This window comes from Donghicola tyrosinivorans (assembly GCF_003003355.1).
GTDB lineage: Bacteria > Pseudomonadota > Alphaproteobacteria > Rhodobacterales > Rhodobacteraceae > Donghicola > Donghicola tyrosinivorans.
This window is the reverse complement of record NZ_PVTQ01000011.1, coordinates 1-17,233: the sequence shown is the minus strand read 5'-3', so window position 1 is coordinate 17,233 and position 17,233 is coordinate 1. Positions and strand designations below refer to the sequence as shown.

At 58.9% G+C, this 17,233-nt stretch carries 21 protein-coding genes and 1 tRNA gene; 8 read left to right on the top strand and 14 right to left on the bottom strand.

The features are described 5' to 3' along the window. The first annotated feature begins 18 nt into the window (after positions 1–18). The 3 genes from CLV74_RS14825 to CLV74_RS14810 all read left to right on the top strand — a co-directional run bounded on the left by CLV74_RS14825 (position 19) and on the right by CLV74_RS14810 (position 4,305). On the top strand, positions 19–402 hold the full coding sequence (locus tag CLV74_RS14825) for a response regulator transcription factor (RefSeq protein ID WP_106266259.1): 384 nt from the start codon (positions 19–21) through the stop codon (positions 400–402). A 276-nt stretch (positions 403–678) separates the two neighbouring features. Further along, on the top strand, positions 679–3,357 hold the full coding sequence (locus CLV74_RS14815) for an ATP-binding protein (RefSeq protein WP_106266253.1): 2,679 nt from the start codon (positions 679–681) through the stop codon (positions 3,355–3,357). A gap of 69 nt (positions 3,358–3,426) precedes the next feature. Then, the gene (locus CLV74_RS14810; RefSeq protein WP_106266251.1) at positions 3,427–4,305 is read left to right on the top strand and encodes a FliM/FliN family flagellar motor switch protein; all 879 of its coding nucleotides are present in this window, start codon (positions 3,427–3,429) and stop codon (positions 4,303–4,305) included. 19 nt (positions 4,306–4,324) lie between these two features. On the opposite strand, the gene CLV74_RS14805 is transcribed toward CLV74_RS14810, so the two are convergent. The 4 genes from CLV74_RS14805 to CLV74_RS14790 form a co-directional block, all read right to left on the bottom strand. Next, positions 4,325–4,750 (bottom strand): protein tyrosine phosphatase family protein, encoded by a 426-nt coding sequence (locus CLV74_RS14805; RefSeq protein ID WP_106266249.1) that lies wholly within the window; start codon positions 4,748–4,750, stop codon positions 4,325–4,327. Positions 4,751–4,759: 9 nt separating this feature from the next. Continuing rightward, positions 4,760–5,191 carry a DUF6691 family protein gene (locus CLV74_RS14800; protein WP_106266246.1) on the bottom strand — a complete coding sequence of 144 codons (432 nt, stop codon included), beginning with the start codon at positions 5,189–5,191 and terminating at the stop codon, positions 4,760–4,762. After that, positions 5,191–5,616, bottom strand: a complete 426-nt coding sequence (locus CLV74_RS14795) for a YeeE/YedE family protein (RefSeq protein ID WP_106266243.1) — start codon at positions 5,614–5,616, stop codon at positions 5,191–5,193. Before CLV74_RS14795 ends, CLV74_RS14800 begins: the two co-directional genes overlap by 1 nt. Before the next feature lie 63 nt (positions 5,617–5,679). Beyond that, complete coding sequence (locus CLV74_RS14790) at positions 5,680–6,543, bottom strand: MBL fold metallo-hydrolase (RefSeq protein ID WP_106266241.1); 864 nt, start codon at positions 6,541–6,543, stop codon at positions 5,680–5,682. 444 nt (positions 6,544–6,987) lie between these two features. On the opposite strand from CLV74_RS14790, the gene CLV74_RS14785 reads away from it, so the two are divergent. Then, complete coding sequence (locus CLV74_RS14785) at positions 6,988–7,191, top strand: hypothetical protein (RefSeq protein WP_106266238.1); 204 nt, start codon at positions 6,988–6,990, stop codon at positions 7,189–7,191. 121 nt (positions 7,192–7,312) lie between these two features. Here CLV74_RS14785 and CLV74_RS14780 read toward each other — a convergent pair whose 3' ends face one another. After that, on the bottom strand, positions 7,313–7,528 hold the full coding sequence (locus tag CLV74_RS14780; protein ID WP_106266235.1) for a hypothetical protein: 216 nt from the start codon (positions 7,526–7,528) through the stop codon (positions 7,313–7,315). Positions 7,529–7,647: 119 nt separating this feature from the next. On the opposite strand from CLV74_RS14780, the gene CLV74_RS14775 reads away from it, so the two are divergent. After that, positions 7,648–7,926, top strand: a complete 279-nt coding sequence (locus tag CLV74_RS14775) for a DUF2312 domain-containing protein (protein ID WP_106266233.1) — start codon at positions 7,648–7,650, stop codon at positions 7,924–7,926. An 82-nt stretch (positions 7,927–8,008) separates the two neighbouring features. Here the strand turns inward: CLV74_RS14775 and CLV74_RS14770 are convergent, their stop codons facing one another. Continuing rightward, positions 8,009–8,902 (bottom strand): hypothetical protein, encoded by an 894-nt coding sequence (locus CLV74_RS14770; RefSeq protein ID WP_106266231.1) that lies wholly within the window; start codon positions 8,900–8,902, stop codon positions 8,009–8,011. Between the two features lie 92 nt (positions 8,903–8,994). On the opposite strand from CLV74_RS14770, the gene CLV74_RS14765 reads away from it, so the two are divergent. Both CLV74_RS14765 and CLV74_RS14760 read left to right on the top strand, forming a co-directional pair. Then, on the top strand, positions 8,995–10,650 hold the full coding sequence (locus CLV74_RS14765; RefSeq protein ID WP_106266229.1) for an ABC transporter permease: 1,656 nt from the start codon (positions 8,995–8,997) through the stop codon (positions 10,648–10,650). Positions 10,651–10,692: 42 nt separating this feature from the next. Beyond that, positions 10,693–10,768: transfer RNA gene (locus tag CLV74_RS14760), tRNA-Thr, on the top strand. A gap of 147 nt (positions 10,769–10,915) precedes the next feature. Here CLV74_RS14760 and CLV74_RS14755 read toward each other — a convergent pair. From CLV74_RS14755 to CLV74_RS14720, 8 genes are read right to left on the bottom strand one after another with little or no spacing between them, the layout of a single operon-like run. Beyond that, positions 10,916–11,254, bottom strand: a complete 339-nt coding sequence (locus CLV74_RS14755) for a hypothetical protein (protein WP_106266227.1) — start codon at positions 11,252–11,254, stop codon at positions 10,916–10,918. Positions 11,255–11,307: 53 nt separating this feature from the next. Beyond that, the gene (locus CLV74_RS14750; RefSeq protein WP_106266225.1) at positions 11,308–11,607 is read right to left on the bottom strand and encodes a hypothetical protein; all 300 of its coding nucleotides are present in this window, start codon (positions 11,605–11,607) and stop codon (positions 11,308–11,310) included. Next, positions 11,604–12,662 (bottom strand): phage portal family protein, encoded by a 1,059-nt coding sequence (locus CLV74_RS14745; protein ID WP_106266223.1) that lies wholly within the window; start codon positions 12,660–12,662, stop codon positions 11,604–11,606. The genes CLV74_RS14750 and CLV74_RS14745 overlap by 4 nt, the downstream gene beginning before the upstream one ends. Before the next feature lie 3 nt (positions 12,663–12,665). Beyond that, the gene (locus CLV74_RS14740) at positions 12,666–13,211 is read right to left on the bottom strand and encodes a hypothetical protein (RefSeq protein ID WP_106266220.1); all 546 of its coding nucleotides are present in this window, start codon (positions 13,209–13,211) and stop codon (positions 12,666–12,668) included. Between the two features lies 1 nt (position 13,212). Continuing rightward, complete coding sequence (locus tag CLV74_RS14735) at positions 13,213–13,833, bottom strand: HK97 family phage prohead protease (RefSeq protein WP_106266218.1); 621 nt, start codon at positions 13,831–13,833, stop codon at positions 13,213–13,215. Beyond that, the gene (locus CLV74_RS14730; RefSeq protein ID WP_106266216.1) at positions 13,833–15,086 is read right to left on the bottom strand and encodes a phage major capsid protein; all 1,254 of its coding nucleotides are present in this window, start codon (positions 15,084–15,086) and stop codon (positions 13,833–13,835) included. Before CLV74_RS14730 ends, CLV74_RS14735 begins: the two co-directional genes overlap by 1 nt. Beyond that, complete coding sequence (locus CLV74_RS14725; protein ID WP_106266213.1) at positions 15,079–15,417, bottom strand: HNH endonuclease; 339 nt, start codon at positions 15,415–15,417, stop codon at positions 15,079–15,081. The genes CLV74_RS14730 and CLV74_RS14725 overlap by 8 nt, the downstream gene beginning before the upstream one ends. Continuing rightward, positions 15,408–16,715: a terminase TerL endonuclease subunit gene (locus CLV74_RS14720; protein ID WP_245888560.1), complete on the bottom strand. Its 1,308-nt coding sequence runs from the start codon at positions 16,713–16,715 to the stop codon at positions 15,408–15,410. The genes CLV74_RS14725 and CLV74_RS14720 overlap by 10 nt, the downstream gene beginning before the upstream one ends. 231 nt (positions 16,716–16,946) lie before the next feature. Here CLV74_RS14720 and CLV74_RS14715 point away from each other — a divergent pair, with 231 nt between their 5' ends. After that, positions 16,947–17,177 (top strand): hypothetical protein, encoded by a 231-nt coding sequence (locus CLV74_RS14715; RefSeq protein ID WP_106266211.1) that lies wholly within the window; start codon positions 16,947–16,949, stop codon positions 17,175–17,177. Positions 17,178–17,233 lie beyond the last annotated feature (56 nt).

Sequence of the window (17,233 nt, the reverse complement as noted above, 5' to 3'; positions counted from 1 at the left end):
AAGGGGAGGGGTGATGGCATGGGAAAACGCGTATTGCTGATCGAGGATGAGCCAAACATCATCGAAGCGATCAGTTTTATTTTGTCGCGCGACGGTTGGGATGTGGACACCCACGCCAACGGTCGTGACGCCGTGGACCGTGTGAAAGAACGCAATCCGGATCTGGTGATTCTGGATGTCATGCTGCCGGGGCGCAGCGGTTTCGACATTTTGGGAGATTTGCGGAACCAGCCCGAGACGATTGATCTACCGGTACTGATGCTGACCGCCCGCGGCCAGACCAAGGACCGTGAGATGGCCAAACGTCTGGGGGCGTCCTGTTTCATGACTAAGCCGTTCTCGAATGCGGAGGTGCTTGATATTGTCCGCTCGCTGGTCGAGGGGCAAAAGGCGGCATCATGAGGCAGGCGATTGAGCCATGAGAAAAGCCGATCACCCGTTGTTTCTGGAAAGAGAAAGCTACCGCAGGCGGCGTCTGATGGATGCCGCACGGGTTGCCCCAGTGATCACGGCCTTTTTGTTCTGCTTTCCTCTGTTGTGGGTGGGGCGTGAGGATGTCCCGACAACCTTCGCTATTATTTACCTTTTTTCGGTTTGGCTGGTTTTAGTCGTCGGGGCGTATTTCCTATCGCGCCGCCTTCGTGACATGCCTGGCCGGACAGATCGGACGCGCCGCTGATGGGCATGTTAAACGTTCTGGTCGCGGTTTCGCTGGCCTATGTCTTGTTCCTGTTTGTCGTCGCATTTTTGGCTGATCACGCGGCGGCTCGGGGCCACGCGAAGTGGCTGCAAAGCCCGCTGATCTATACCCTGTCATTGTCGATCTACTGTACCGCATGGACCTTCTACGGTGCGGTGGGCTATGCGGCGCGGTCGGGGCTTGAGTATCTGACCATCTACCTTGGACCATCAATCGTAATGATCGGCTGGTGGTGGGGCCTGCGCAAACTGGTGCGGATTGGCCGAAGCCAGCGCGTCACGTCGATTGCGGACCTGATTTCGTCCCGTTTTGGCAAGTCGAACTCGCTGGCCGTTGTGGTGACGGTGATCGCGGTGGTGGGCACCACGCCCTACATCGCCTTGCAACTTCAATCAGTGACACTAGCGCTTGAGGCTTTCGCCGGCGAGGCGCGCACCAGCGCGGGCCATAACGCCACGGCCCTTTGGCTGGCCGCAGGTTTGGCCCTCTTCACGGTGCTGTTCGGCACCCGCAATCTGGATGCGAATGAACGGCACGACGGGGTGGTGATGGCCATTGCCGTTGAGGCCGTGGTCAAGCTGCTGGCTCTGGTCGCCGTTGGCCTCTTTGTCGTTTGGGGCATCGCGGGCGGCGTCGGGCCGGTGATGGAGATGATCAGCCAGTCCGAGATTGCGGTCTGGCAGGTCTCTAGCGGGCGTTGGGCGGGACTGATGTTCCTGTCTGCTGCCGCACTGTTGACCCTGCCGCGCATGTTTCAGGTGCTGGTGGTCGAGAATGAGGATGAACGCCACCTCGCAACCGCCAGTTGGGCCTTTCCCGCCTATCTGATGGCGATGAGCCTCTTTGTAGTTCCCATCGCCGTGGTGGGGCTAGAATTGATGCCCGCAGGCGCGAACCCTGATCTTTTCGTTCTGACCTTGCCCCTGTCGCAGGGGCAGGATGCGCTGGCGATGCTCAGCTTTCTGGGCGGGTTTTCTTCTGCCACTTCGATGGTGATCGTGGCGGCGATTGCCCTGTCGACGATGGTGTCGAACCATATCGTCATGCCAATCTGGCTTAGCAGCCAAGGGGCTAGTGCGATGGTGGCGGGCGACGTGCGCCACGTGGTTCTCTTGTCGCGGCGCCTGTCGATCATGGGTGTTCTGGCGCTGGGGTATTTCTATTTTCACGCCACCGGCGGGGGCGAGGCGCTGGCCGCCATCGGTCTGATCAGCTTTGCCGGTGTGGCGCAGACGCTGCCCGCGCTTCTGGGCGGGATTTTCTGGCGTGGGGCCACGCGTGTGGGGGCTTTGGCAGGGCTGGTGACCGGCTTTGTGATCTGGGGTTACACCATGTTCATGCCCAGTTTCGGCCCTGACGTCTTCTTTACCCAAGACGTGCTGGATCACGGTCCGCTGGGTCTTGTCTGGCTGCGGCCACAGGCATTGTTCGGGATTTCGGGGTTGGACCCGATGATCCACGCTTTGGTCTGGAGCATGTCGCTGAACGCTCTATTCTTTGTGGTCGCCTCGCTGGTCAGCTTTCCGACCCCGCTGGAACGGCTTCAGGGTGCGCAGTTTGTGAACGTCTTTGACCACTCGGCTCGACCGGGCGTCTGGTCCCGTGGCGCAGCTGAGGCCGAGGATCTGCTGGTGATGGCGCAGCGTATCTTGGGCCCCGCCGATGCGCAGGCCCTGTTCCGGTCCGAGGCCGCAAGTCAGGGTATCACCGGCTATCTGCCCCAGATCAGCCCCGAGTTTCTGCAACGGCTGGAACGGGAAATGGCGGGCTCGGTTGGTGCTGCGACAGCTCACGCGATGATCGGTCAGATCATGGGCCGCGCCAGCGTCACGGTTGAGGACCTGATGGCCGTGGCCGATGAAACCGCTCAGATCATGGAATACTCGAACCAGCTTGAGGCCAAATCTGCCGAGTTGGTCCACACCACCCGCCAGTTGCGGGCCGCCAACGAAAAGCTGACGCAGATTTCCCATCAGAAAGACGCCTTTCTCAGCCAGATCAGTCATGAACTTCGAACGCCCATGACCTCGATCCGTGCATTTTCAGAAATTCTGAGGGATGGCGGGACGTTAGAGTTGAAAGCTCAGGAAAAATACGCGGGCATTATCCATGATGAGGCGATCCGTCTGACCCGTCTTCTGGATGATCTTCTGGACCTGAGCGTGCTTGAAAACGGGCAGGTCAGTTTGAATATGCGTGGTGGCACGATTGCCTCGGTTCTGGATCAGGCGATGGCGGCGGCAGGGGCCGAGAATAATCCGATGCGCATTCGCCGCTCTGGCGCCCGTGAGGATGTGCGTCTTTTTTCCGATCTGGATCGATTGGCGCAGGTGTTCATCAACCTGATCTCCAACGCGCAGAAATACTGTGATGCAAAGAGTCCGGTTCTGACGATCTCGGTCCGCGAGGTCGAAGGCCAGTTGGTGGTCGATTTCACCGACAATGGCAGCGGCATCCCTAAAGCCTCGCAAGAGGTGATCTTCGAGAAATTCTCGCGCGTGGGCAGTGATCAGGCGGCGGGAGGCGCGGGCCTTGGGCTGGCCATCTGCCGAGAGATCATGCTGCGTCTTGGTGGGCAAATTGCCTATTTGCCTGGACAGGGTGGCGCGTCTTTCCGCGTAACCCTGCCTGATGCACTGGAAATGGCGGCGCAATAGGCGCGTAGAAACCCTTTGATAACCTTGGTGCCTTAGCCCTGTCAGAAGATTTGGATCACAGGGGGCCGAATGGGCGACTCGATTCTGAGATCAATGGCGAATGGCGGGCGACCCGAACCGCAGCAGCGGTTCGCCCGTAGCTGTGAGGTGGCCTTTGGCGCGGGGCTTGATCATCCGGTGCGGGTGATGGCCTCGGGGCGGGGGCAGGTGGCCGCACGTTTGATCCCCGATAATCTTGAGGCGGGCACGCTGATCTTGCTGCTGGACGCGGCCGACGGGCGGACGGGGGCGTTGTTGGTGCCACCGCTTCTTAGCGCGGGCATGGTGCAATTGCTGACCTTCGGGATGCTGACAGCGGCTTCGGTTGCGCCGCGAATGCCGACAGCCACGGATGCGGCTTTGCTAGAGCCGCTGGTCAATCGGGTGCTGGATGACATGGCCGAGGCGGATCAGGGCTTTGAACGTCTGCGCTTCGGGGCGTTGCTGGCACCGGCCCATTTCGCGCGGGTGATGCCGGAAGGGGCGCTGGACGAATACTGGAGCGAATTGAAGCTTGGGGCAGATCACTCGGGAAAGGTCCGCCTGATCATGCCGCCGCCCATGCCTGATGAGGCGTCAGAGGTCATGGACCCTGCTGAATGGCGCGCGGCTTTGTCCGAGAATGTCAGCGCGGCGCAGGTATCCTTGCAGGTTGTCCTTGAAGAATACCGGATGCCCTTGCAGCGGGTTGAGGCGTTGTCGGTCGGGGACGAACTGACCATCCCGATGGAGGCGTTGGAGCGTGCGCAACTGCGCATCAGCAACGGCGAAAAGGTCGGGATTGGCAAACTGGGCCGCTTTGGCGGGCGGCGGGCCTTCAAGTTCACCGACGGGCAAAAGGCAGAACCTGCGCCAGCGTTGCCGGTGGAAAACGAAAACGGGGCCTCCATTGAAGGAAGCCCCGTATAACTTGGTGCATGGGCAGGGATTAGCTGCTTGCCAGCACTTCAATCTGCGGACGCAATTGACCCAAGGCGTAACCCGCGCGTTCGGTGGTCGCGATGATGTCGTCAGCGGACAGTTCCTTTGCCATGGCAAAGCTCCAGACGACCGAACAGCGGGTTCCCGACGCGCAGTAGGCCAGAACGGGGCCAGCGGCGTTGTCCATGATCTCTTTTTGGTGCGCGATGACCTGCGGGGTCATGGTGCTATGCGTGACAGGGTGGACGTAAAATTCCAGACCTGCATCTGCTGCGGCTTTACCGACCTCTTCGGCCCAAAGCTGCGGCGGGTTCTCGGCGTCAGGCCGGTTACAGATCACCACCTTATAGCCAGCCGCCGCGATTGCGGGGATGTCTTCGGGGGTGATCTGCGGCGAGACCGAGTATGTGGGGGTCAAAACACGGATATCCATGCTTTGCGTTTACTCTGCCGGAACGGCTCGGTCTAGTGTTGTACGCACGGCGGGCGCAGCAAACATGCCAGCGGCCATTGCGGCGATGAAAACCAGACCGCCCAGACCGTTCAGACCAACGGCAGCCATTGCGGGGCCGGGGCACAGACCGGCCAGACCCCAACCCATGCCGAACAGCACCGACCCCAGTACCAGATTGCGGCCCAGACGGGGCGCGGGCGCTTCGGGGAAGTTACCGCCAACCAGCGGCTTGCGGCCTCGGGTCAGTTGCCATGCGATGGCCATAGGGACGATTGCCCCGCCCATCACGAAGGCCAGAGTCGGGTCCCAGTCGCCAAAGACATCCAGCCAGCCTTGCACCTTGGTGGTGTCAATCATGCCGGAAATCCACAGACCAAGGCCAAAGAGGCCACCGGAAATCAGAGCGTATACGTTGCGCATCAGATCACTCCCAGCAGGTGGCGGAAGAAGACAACGGTCAGACCGCCCGCCAGAATATACATGACCGTTGCGACAATGCCGCGCAGCGATAGGCGAGAGATCCCGCAAACCCCGTGACCCGAGGTGCAGCCATTGGCCAGACGGGTCCCGACGCCCACCAGAACGCCAGCGGCGACGATGACCCAGAGGTTGCTGGTCAGGTGGGTGTCCACTTTTTCATATACCGGCAGCAGTGCCAGCGGGACGACCATCAAGCCCACAAGGAACGAAATCCGCTCCCATTTGTTGCTCATGCCCGACCCATCGACCAATCCGCCGATGATCCCGCTCGCGCCCATGACGCGGCCGTTGCCAAGCAGGAAGACAGCCCCTGCCAGCCCGATCAGTAGTCCGCCAAGCAGACCCATAATCCAGTCTTGTTCCATTGCGTTTCCTATTGTCCTGAACGTCCGGCAGAGAGTTCGCGGCTCTGCCGGAGCTGGTACTGATTAAATCTTGTTGACGGGAACCTTCAGGAACACGTCGCCTTTTTCATCGGGCTCGGGCATGTTGCCCGCCCGCATGTTCACCTGAAGCGAGGGGATGATCAGCTTGGGCATATCAAGGGTCGCGTCACGCTCGTTGCGCATACGGACGAAGTCCTCTTTCGCTTTGCCTTCACCCACGTGGATGTTCATGCGCTTCTGTGCGCCAACGGTGGTTTCCCATGCATATTCATCACGGCCCGGTGCTTTGTAATCGTGACCCACGAAGATGCGGGTTTCATCGGGCAGGGCCAGGATTTTCTGGATCGAGGCATAGAGCGTTTCCGACGAGCCACCGGGGAAGTCACAACGTGCGGTGCCGAAGTCAGGCATGAACAGTGTGTCGCCAACAAAGGCCGCGTCGCCGATCACATAGGTCAGACAGGCAGGTGTGTGGCCGGGTGTGTGCAGAACGTCGCCGCGCAGTTGGCCGATGTGGAAACTGTCGCCTTCCTGGAACAGTTTGTCGAATTGGCTGCCATCACGCTGGAACTCGGTCCCTTCGTTGAAGACCTTGCCGAAGGTGTCCTGCACCACGGTGATCCGGTCGCCGATGCCGATCTTGCCGCCAACTTCACGCTGGATGTAGGGCGCTGCCGACAGGTGGTCTGCGTGAACATGGCTTTCCAGCAGCCATTCAACATTCAGACCTTCGGTTTTGACGTAGTTGATGATGGCGTCTGCCGAGCGGGTGTCCGTGCGGCCCGACGCGTAGTCGAAGTCCAGAACACTATCGACAATGGCGCAAGAGCTGCCCTGAGGATCACGGACCACATACGAGATGGTATTGGTGGCTTGATCAAAAAATGCTTTTACGACGGGGTGCATGGTGAGTCCTCCGGTTTCGTTTCCCTACATATATAGAAACTTGAATATGGCTTGCAAGGGGGTAAAAGATTTGATCCGTATCAATGTACGTTCCGGCGATCTTTCGTAGTATTGTTCCGATATTTGATGAATGAGTCGGCGCTTTTGCACTCAAGACGTGCATGTCGCTTTTTTGTACCGGTACCAGCTGCTGTGGCGGGTTGACGCATGAAAGTGCTGACGAAACAGTCTAGGTGTCACAAATCTCTGACGCTTGCGTGGCAGAGGTGACATTGGTGCAAAGGGAGAGGCGCCACTTGGTTTGCAGTTAAATGTTTGTGTTCGTGCTGTCCTGACATGCGTCAACCGGCATCGTCGTAGACGTGCAAAACTGCAACCGAACCTGAGCGGGTTTAACCGCTTGTGAGAAGGTCATGGCGCGATATGCGCTTGGGAGGAAATGCGATGGAACTGAACCGTAGAAAAGCCGACCTGCTGGCACGTATCAACGCTGCCGGCGAGAACCGTTACGAACTGCTGGCAGAGCTTCGCAAACTGACTGCGGATATCTCGGCGCGGGGTATGGAGGTTTCCATCAACCTGCGGACCACGCTGGAAGAGATGGAAGACGAAGCCACCGAGGCTGAAATGGACAATATGCCTGTCTAAGGCCGCGTAGCGGCTTCGGGCCGGATCGCGGAAGGCATGACCCAATAGAAAAGGCGCACCGGTTCGGGTGCGCCTTTTTCGTTGATACCGTTGGTACTGGCGATACAGCGAAGCGATAGGATCAGGACAGGGAAATGCCCATGATCACGCTCATCAGGCCGATGACCGATACAAAGAGGGCGCCCATGTTCACCGGCATCACTTTGCGGATACGTTCGCGCATTTCCTCATCGGGCAGGTTCGCCTTTTTCGCCCGCCAGACCGTCACGATCGACCAGAGGATCCCGCACAGGCCCAGTACAGACAGCAGGGCACCGCCCCAGATCAGCCAGCTCATCGCTACACTCCTTGCATTGCTTGGGCGCAGCGGTAAATGATGCCGCCGCTTACGTCCAGCCCTTGCACCGCCCCCTGCGGCGGTCTATCCCCTTTGCAACCCAATTCCGAGGAGCCCTCATGAGTGATATCCCCGAAAGCGCAGTCAGCGCCGCTGATGCCACCTACCGCGTGACCGCGGACGAGCTGCGCCAGTTCATCGAGCGTTTCGAGCGTCTGGACATCGAAAAGAAAGACCTCGCCGACCAGCAAAAAGAGGTGATGGCCGAGGCCAAAGCCCGTGGCTACGACGTGAAGGTGATGCGCAAGATAATCTCTCTGCGCAAGCGCGACCGTGATGACATCGCGGAAGAAGAAGCGATTCTTGAAATGTACAAAGAAGCGCTTGGCATGAGCTAAGGCGCGCTTGCCGCGACAGATCAGAAGGCGGGTGCTGCGGCATCCGCCTTTTTTATTGCCCGCTGTTTCTCAGTGCGTTTCTTTAGCTTTTCTGGAACGCTGGCTGGATCAGCCGTACGCCTGGCAGGGCGGCGATTTTGTCCAGGTCGGCCTCATACTGGGCGGTCAGACGTTCAATCGCGGGATCGTCCAGATTGGGCAGCTCGATCTCTTGTTCCAGCGCGTCGGGCAGGGCGAATTTGTCCAGAAACGCGCTGATGATCCGCTGTCTCTGCTGGGGCGTTTGGGGGCTGTGCTGCTGGATGTAGGCGGTCATCCGGCGGAACCCTTCTTCGGTCATGATCTCTTTCAAGCCGTTGAATTCGCCATTCAGGGCGAAATCTGAGGCAACGCCCGCCATGTCCCGCAGTATATCGCCCCAGATCAGCGGAGTGTCCTCATGGCACCAGACGGTAAAGTCGGCTTGGGGCACTGCCGCGGCCATCTGTTCGATCATGTCGGACCAGCGGATATCGGCAAAGCGTACACCGTCCATGAATTCGGCAAAGCTGGGAGCATTGGCCTGCGGATAGCTGTCGGCCACGAACAGAACCGGATTGCGGATGGCCATATAGACCTGAAGCTCGGTCACCGGCAGCAGGGACATCAGGTCAGCCAGACGGCGCGGCGCGACGGGATACATCTTGCCCTTCTCGAAAATCCGGTGCTGACGACCCAGCAGGTTCTCATGAGACAAAAGCGCCCGCGTGGCGCTGCCGCCAAAGCCGATGGCGTCCAGCATCGTCTTGCGCACGGCGCTGTCGGTGGACTCGCCCTTCATCGAGGACATCAGCAGATCCTGCATCGGCTTGCGATAGGCATTCGGCGCAGGCACCGCGATCCCCTCAAAGCCCAATTGCGGCCCGTTCTTGGCAAGCGTCTGGATCAGTTGTTCGTGATCTGTGCTATGTGCGCCGATATGAAGTGCAATCTGCATCTGCTCTGCCTAACTTTTTCGAGTGGTCCCGATTGGTATTAATTATATTCTAATTTATGGACAGTTAAACCGCATTCGGGCAGGAGGCTGTTATGACTGATTTCACATCCGCCAAACCTCATCGCAAAAGCTGGTCGTTGCCTGACCCGTGGTCCGTGGGCGCAATCGTGATCGCGGGCCTTGTGCTGGCCCCGATCGTCTCGGTTCTGCTGATCGCTTTCAATCCCACTGAAAATATCTGGCCCCATCTGCTGTCCACCACCTTGCCGCGCTATTTCGGCACGACGCTGGTGATGATGTTCAGTACCGGCCTATTGGCTGCGATGGTCGGGACGGGTGCGGCATGGCTGGTGGTGCGTCACAGCTTTCCCGGTGTGCGCTGGCTTGAATGGGCGCTGCTGACGCCGCTGGCGATCCCTGCCTATATCGGGGCCTATGCACTGGTGGATTTTCTGGAATATGCAGGTCCGCTCCAGACCGCCTTGCGCAGCACCTTCGGCTGGCAAACGGCCCGGGATTACTGGTTCCCCGAGGTGCGCAGCCAAGGCGCTGCGGTGATCGTTCTGGCGGCCTCGATGTACCCATATGTTTACCTGCTGACCCGCGCGGGTTTCCGCGAACAATCGGGCTGTGGTCATGAGGTGGCGCAGTCATTGGGGGCAGGGGGCTGGTCCCGCTTTGTCCGCGTGGGGCTGCCGCTGGCCCGTCCGGCCATTGCCGCAGGCACTGCGATTGTGATGATGGAGACCGTGAATGATTTCGGTACCATGGATTATTTCGCGGTGCAGACCCTGACCACGGGCATCTTTACCGTTTGGCTACAAGGCAACAACGCGGGTGGCGCGGCACAGATCGCCTGTGTCATCCTTGGCCTTGTGATCTTTCTGGTCGCGATGGAGAAACTCAGCCGTAAGAAGGTCCGTTTTTACGCGCTGTCCCGTCGGCACCGTCCGATCCAGCGCCTGCCGCTGTCGGGTGTGCGGGCTTGGCTGGCAACTGCCCTTTGCGTGGTGCCTGTGCTGATCGGCTTTGTGCTTCCGGTGACGGTGATCGGAGAACACGCGCTTGAAAATATGGAGGGCTTCGTCGCCCGCGGTCTGTTGAAGGCGTTCTGGAACACCTTGACCGTTGGCGGCATCGCGGCGGTTCTAACGGTCGTTGCTGCACTATTCATGGTCTACGGCGTGCGCCTTTCGGGCCGCCGCCTGCCGCAGCTTTTGGCGCCGCTGACCACCATCGGCTATGCTGCGCCCGGCGCGGTGCTGGGGGTCGGCATCCTGATCCCGCTGGCCGCAAGTGACCACCTTCTGGCCGACGCAGTCGAGGCCCTGACCGGCAATAACATCGGCCTGATCCTGACCGGCTCGGCCTTTGCGCTGGTGCTGGCCTATTCGGTGCGTTTCTTCGCCATCGCCCAAGGGGCCGCTGATTCCGCGATGGAGCGTGTTGCCCCCAACCTGCCGATGGCTGCGCGGTCGCTGGGACGGGACCGGCTGAAAGTGCTGTATGAGATTTATTTGCCGCTGATGCGCGGGTCTATCGGCTCGGCCTTGCTGCTGGTTTTTGTGGATTGTGTCAAAGAGTTACCCGCCACACTGCTGCTGCGTCCCTTTAATTACAGCACCCTTGCAACGCGGGTTTACGATCAGGCCAGCCTTGAGAATATCGGCGATGCGGCCCCTGCCGCGCTGCTGGTCAGCGCCGTCGGTTTGGTCGCCGTCGCGCTCTTGGCACGTGCGAACCGATAGGGGCTTGCAAAGCCCTACGGGTCATCGTAAACGCGTGTCAGTGCCCCTATAGCTCAGCTGGTAGAGCAACTGATTTGTAATCAGTAGGTCCGCGGTTCGAGTCCGTGTGGGGGCACCACTAAAAACAAAGGCTTAGCCAAGAAAAAACCCCGCCTCAGCAGCGGGGTTTTTCTTTGGGGTAACGTTCGGGGTAACAGGTTTCAATGATGTTACCCCGCACGAAATTCCCCCCAAATTTCTGTGAGAAAATTCGCAACGAGCGATTCTAGTTTGCCGATCGAGCTTGGAAGACGCCCAAGAAGCGGTCGAACCGTGGTTTGTCATCTATCCGTACAAGCGCCGAAAATGCACCGAACCAAAAGGGCATTTCTCGTTCTGGAATGCACCGCAGCTGGCGCTCAAATTCGTGGTCATATGGAAGAACCACGCCGCTATCGGGGCTTGGTTGGGCATAGGCAATTTTCATCACTTCTTCGGCTAGTGGCAATCGTCCAAGCTCCACAAGTTTGCAGATCAGTTTCAACATCGAGGGGCCGCAAGCATCCATTTGGTCGAGTGCGTTTTGAAGAATGAAGTTCTGTTTTGCTGTGAGTTCTTGTTTCATGCTTTTCCCTCTAGATCAGTCTAGACCATTCTCCGCGATGACGTTCGATTGCCCTAATCTCTAATAGCGATTGGCGCTTTTTTGCCACTGCTTAACACCTTGAATAGGGGCAGCGCCGCTTGCGCTACCTTGCGCCGCGCGTCGCCGGTCATCTGGACCGAACGGCGCGGCAGGCGGTCATCCTTAGCGAGCGGTTCCCAAGTCGTGAGTCCGCCGCTGGCCAGTTGCACCAGCGCAGCCCCTTTCATGGTTACGAAGTCCGCTTGAAAGTCGAAGTATGCGATAATCATATCTCCCTTGCCGTTCGGTTTCGGTGCGTCCACGCAATTCAGTCCTGTGATTCCGATATTCATGCCCGGTTCTCCCAATCTACCAGCCGCAGCGCCACGGACGGATCGACGCCGGCTTCTTTCGCAAGTGCTAATGTCTGGACGATGCCGGCCGCCGCTCGAGCACGTCCGCCCGCGTCAAACGCCTGAAGCGGGCGCATCACGTCCAGCTTGACCGGCGTTCCCAACTTGTCGGTGCATTCCTCAGCAATCTCCGCGGCTAAGGGGCTTAGAACCCATTGAGCGAGATGCCTTTGTCCTTCACGAACTAGAGGGCCGGTGACGGCGCTGCTGTTCATTCCGGGCAAAACGCCGAATACCATGCAGATCGCATCACGGGCCGCGTTAAGGCTTTCCCGCGTCATTGCCCTGGACAAGTCCGGCGTTACGTCCGCCGCTTTCCAGTCTTGGACCGGTGCAGGGCCGCCCGCCGCTGTGACGTTGACCGATTCACGAATAAGCACCTTGCCCCGCTTGCCACGGAAACCACGGGCTAGTTCGTTCATGTCGGTTTCGGGGGCTTCAGGGAAAGGCACGATCTGCGAACCTAAGGGCGCGTCTTCGTAAACCTCAGCTAGAGCCGTCTCGATAGCCTGAAGCAATCCCGCCGTCAGTTGCGCCCGCTTCAGCGGGGCTTGCCCAGCGTACGGGGCCAGCGGGTCGGTGCCAGTCCTGAAATGCAGGATTTCACCAGCTAGGGCGGTTTCAGTTCGCCCTCCGCCGACTTCAGGCACGGTCACGCGGTACGCGGTCGGCTTGCTGTCGCGGGTTTTCAGTTCCCAATCTGAACAGGGAACAAGGCCGGTATCACGGATCAAGAACAGGGCTTCCCCACGGAACGCCAGACCACGGGCCACCATGCCGAGAACACGGGGGGTCAACAGGTCGGTGCCTTCCACGTCCGCTAGGCTAAGACCCCCTTGCCAGAGCGTTGCGCAGCTTTGGACAGTGGCGGTCAGCTCACCTATGCCACGGGTTCCCGAAATGTAGGCTTCCCGCGCCGTGATAACCTCAGCAGTAAACCCGCAGGATGACGAACGCGCTTCGATAGGTGCTTTCTTTTTGAACCAATTGAACATGTCTCAGGCTCTCCGATAGGGGCGGAGTAGGTCCGCAGCGCCGCTGTTCTGCAAAGCGCGGGCAATCCAGTTGCCGGGGCGCTCAAATGAAAGTTCCATTGCATCGCCAATCTTTATGTTGCCGCCGGTAGAACCGCCCGTAGCTGGCGCTGCTCCGGTTTCTTCGGCCATATACTCCGAATAGCGCCTGTAAGCCTCTAGGACGGCTTTAGGGGCTTGTTGGCTGCCGGTGGTGCCGGTGATGCGGTAAGGGCCTTCGCCGTACAGCAGGACGCCGCCTAGAGGGCCTTGCTTAAGGGGGTAAGGCGTCCAGCCTTCGCCGGTCCACATCTCGCAGGTTCCCAAGACGGTATCGGCAAGTGGGGGAGTCCATTCGCCCGGACCTTCACAAATCCAGACCACGGAACGGGGGGAATACCGATAGGCCGTGTATGCCTCGATGCGGGACCAGATCGCGCCGGGATCAATCGCCGCCGCCTTCTCGCTAAGACCGCTGGGGGCGCTAGGGTAAGACGGGATTGTTTCAGTCTGCTTTAGCGTGGTCGCCATCTCACAGCCTCCAACGGTTCAGGGGGTTTTGCGGGACGATCAAGCCCGCGTCAGTCTCTTGCCAGTTCCGCGCCTCGATCTGGGCTTCAGGATAGGCAGGACGGGTCACTACGCTGAGTTCGTACAGCAACGCCGCCAGCACAGTTCGGATAATGGCGTTGTGCATCCCGTTTTCAGGGTCGTGGCCTTCATCCTCGATCTTCTCAGGGTTCGGGACCGCACGTTTCGGGGGAAGCCTGAAGCCGGGGGAAATACCCATGATCAAGCCCGCCGCGAAGGCGTTAAGGAAGTCCCGCACATAGGAGACTTCTTGCATTTCCTCAGTAATCAGCGCCTCGAAGGTCAAGGCGTCGTCACTGTCGGCAAGGGTTAGTGTTCCAGCCCCCCGCGATGCTAGGGGCCGGTCATAACTATGACCAACCAACAGGTGAATATCTTCCTCAGGCCGTTCTACCCGATAGGCGAAGGCACGGGGGGCGATTGCCTCTTTCCGTGGCCGTCCGGTTCGGCCCCCATCGCTGAGGACCGCCCGTTTTCCGTAGGGGAAGCGGCCACGCAACGCCATTGCGCCAGATGCACGCTTGCGGAGTTCTAGCCCGCCTGTGTGACCGCCCCAGAGCATTAGCGAACGCCCGTCATGATGCGGATTTGAGCAGCCCGCGAAATGGTCACATCCATGGTCGCAAGAGCGGTCAGACGAAGGCCGCCGGATTGTGCGTCGCTAAAAACATCGCGAACCAAATCTATTGCGCCAAAAGTGCCTACGAAGAACGGTGCAACTCCGCCCGCTGAGGTGGTCAGAACAACCGAACTTGCCGCAGGATCACCGGTCGGTGCAGCCAAAGCGTTATGGCTCATGGTTACGCCGCCGAGTGCTTGGGTCAGGCGGTCCCATTCGGTTACAGCAGTTCCCGAGATGTAAGTGCCGTCCATGCCGTCGAAGATTTCGGGACGGATCAGGGCGTTGACATCGCTGGGGCCGTTCGCCGCGTTGCCGGTCATGAAACTGACAACCTCAGAACGGAATGCCGCCCAAGATGCCGCTGCATCAACCGCGTTTTCGGCAATGCCCCAAGTGGATGCACCCGCGAAGATGCCGGTTGGTTCGCCGTTCGCCCCGCTGCCGAGGAAAACCGCCTTGTCCATGGCCTCTTGGATTGCGCCGTTCATATCGCGACGAACCGCCTGTTCCAGACCGTCACCCGATTGCTTCAGGGTCTTGCGGGTCAGGCGCATTTGAACGCCCAAGTTATGATCGGGCTTCAAGGGGCGGTCGATGGTCTCATATGCCGAGGGACCAGCCACGTTCGCAGTTTCGCCGTTTGCCCAACCGGCGGTCACGCCAGAGGTCGCAACGGGGTATTCCAGTTCACCGATACCAACGTTGACCATTTGCCCGCCCATGCGGCTTGCAACCGAAGAAGAGAACAGGCGTTCGATGATGGGTGCGGTGCGGATCGGGTTGGGGGTGCCGCTGGCAACAGTTTCACCGGCGCGAACCTCCAGCGCCTGCCATGGAATAGGTAGGCCGCGGTAGCCCCCAGAAGCACGAAGCTCGGTCACAATCTCAGCCGTTTGACCGGACAGGGTGCGCCCTTCGTCCAGAGCCAAGGCGACTTGGCGCATCTCGAAATTTGCCATGAGGTCGGACCATTCGCGTTCCGAACGGGTTTCGAGTTCCGCGCCCGCTTCCCGGCGTTCGGTGTCCTCAGCAATGAGGGCCGCACGATAGCGGGTTTCGTTCGATCGGTATTCGGTATCAAGCGCCTCCATCGAGCGGGTTTCGTTTTCAGAGGGTTGGGATTTGCCGACAATTACCGCCAGTTCTTGGCGGATTTCACTTTGACGGCGCTGGATTTTGACAGAATCAAGCAAGGTCTTTTCCTTTCAGGGAGGGGGTGCGCTGCATATCGCGCACCAGTTTCTTCCAAGCGTCTCGCTTGGGGTCGGGTCGGCCTAAGCCGATCTCGATACGGGTCTTTCTGCTGTGGCACGGCCCGCAGAGGCACTGGAGGTTGGCCAGAGAAAAGGAGAGTTCGGGGTGAGTGCGGACAGGTTTAATGTGGTCCACTTCCAAGCGCCGCCGTTCGCCACACTGGACGCATTTCCAATCATCGCGTTCTAGCGCCTGAAGTCTCAAAGACTTCCAGCGGGCAGAGCGGGTAACCCTGGCTGAATGCCGCTTGTATTCCTTGATCAACCCCATGCCACGCGCCCCCCTTTGTTGCGGGGGCGACCGATAATTCGCGCACCTTCAGCCACGGCGAGAACCGTCGCCGCTGCGGGGTCAATGCGGCCTGTGGATCTGGCCTTCGCTAGTTTCATGTTGTTGGCGGGGTCGCGAAGAACCACTGCATCTGCAAATGCGGACCGAAGCAGAAGGGATGCGTTGGTTTTTACTTTGCCTTCATAGACCGCGCGGCGGAATCGTTCGCAGTCTTGTCCGCCGTCTTTGAAACCTTGGCCCCGCCATACAATCGGCGAACGAATGCCCGCCTGTTCAATGGCTTCGCCAAGCTCAGCTTGCTTGTAACGATCCGCCGTTATCGCCGCGATAGGTTCACCTTCAACGTGATTGATGACCTCAGTGAGCCACGCTGAAATGGGAACAGTTTGATCTCCAATGGTCGAGAGTTCGCCGCGGTCGTTCATTTGTACGTAACGATCCCCGACACCGTCATTCTGCCCGCGGTCCAGAAGCGTGGGGCGGCTCGGGAATGTTCCTAGAGCCTCCAGCCTTCCTGTGTCGGGCCAGTAGAATGCCGCTGCTGTCATGCTGGCGCTGCCGCCAAGATCAATGCCGATGACGCATTGTCCGTCGCGCTCGGGAAGTTTTGAAACCTCACAGGCTAGCCATTCGTCTACAGTGACCAACTGATCTCGGGTTTCACCGCTGATCCGCTCGTTCCTGTTGTACAGCCTGAAAGTTGTCAGCGTTGATCCGCCGCGTGCAATCGCACGGCGCGCCTGTCCCTGAAGCCAATCAATTGAAGAACCAATTCCGTGCAAAGCGCCGGGATTTGCTTCCTTTAGGCTTTCGAGATCGTCGGCAGGAAGACCGGGGGCAGGGCGATGTTCTTGGCGGTAGACTCCGGGTTGATCTTCGTCGAGCCAGACGCTGAACGGGTGCGTATCGTCTGGGGCAGATGTGGAAATGATCAAGGCGCGACCGCCGCGCTTTCCTAAACCGGACAGAAGCGCGTGTTCTAGCGCGTCCCCCTGATCTGACGCCCAGTGGCCGCGCTCGTCCATTAAAACCAATGTTGGCGCTGAACCCAGTGCAGACTTCCCGTCAGCAGCAATTACGCGGATGAAGTGGCCACCGCCGTCGCCTTCAAACTCAATTTCAAGGCGTGGGCTGCGACGGATGGTGAACTGCGCTTGATCTTCGTCAGGTAGAGTTCGGATAAAGCCGACTACGAACTCAAAAGCGATCCGCCCTTGGTCCCGTGTTCTAGCCGCAATGATGGTCTCGCGGCGGGGCTGGCTATCCCATACGCCCATGCAAGACCCTAGAGCGAGCCCTGCAGACAGCGCAGTTTTAGCGTTACCTCGCCCAATGCTTAGTACTGCGACGTTTATGCTATGTGCCAATGCGCCTTCTACGAATTGCCTTTGAAAAGGAGCAAGGCTTATCTTCAATCCAGATTTCGGTCCCTCAGGTATGGACAGAGTTTCTAGAAAGCGTATTGCGAGAGAACCAGAAGACATCATTCAAAGTCTGGAGATATTGATATGAGCGAGAATTTTCTTGCGATTTTGTCTGAGCAAAATTTTCTCAGTTGCGTTGTATATTTTGGGGGGAAATTTCTGACACTTTTTAAGTGCAGCATCGATTTTCTGGAGGATTGGCAGACTTTTATAGTAGGAGTTTTCGCCTTTTTGGGAGTTACGAAGACCCTCAAACACAATGCGAAAGAAGCCGCCCTAGGGTCAGGATGCATTGATTTTCAAAGCGCTGCGTGATTCACGGCCCGGAAAACGGAGCGGTGACATGAGCGACCTTTTCTGGCTGACCGACG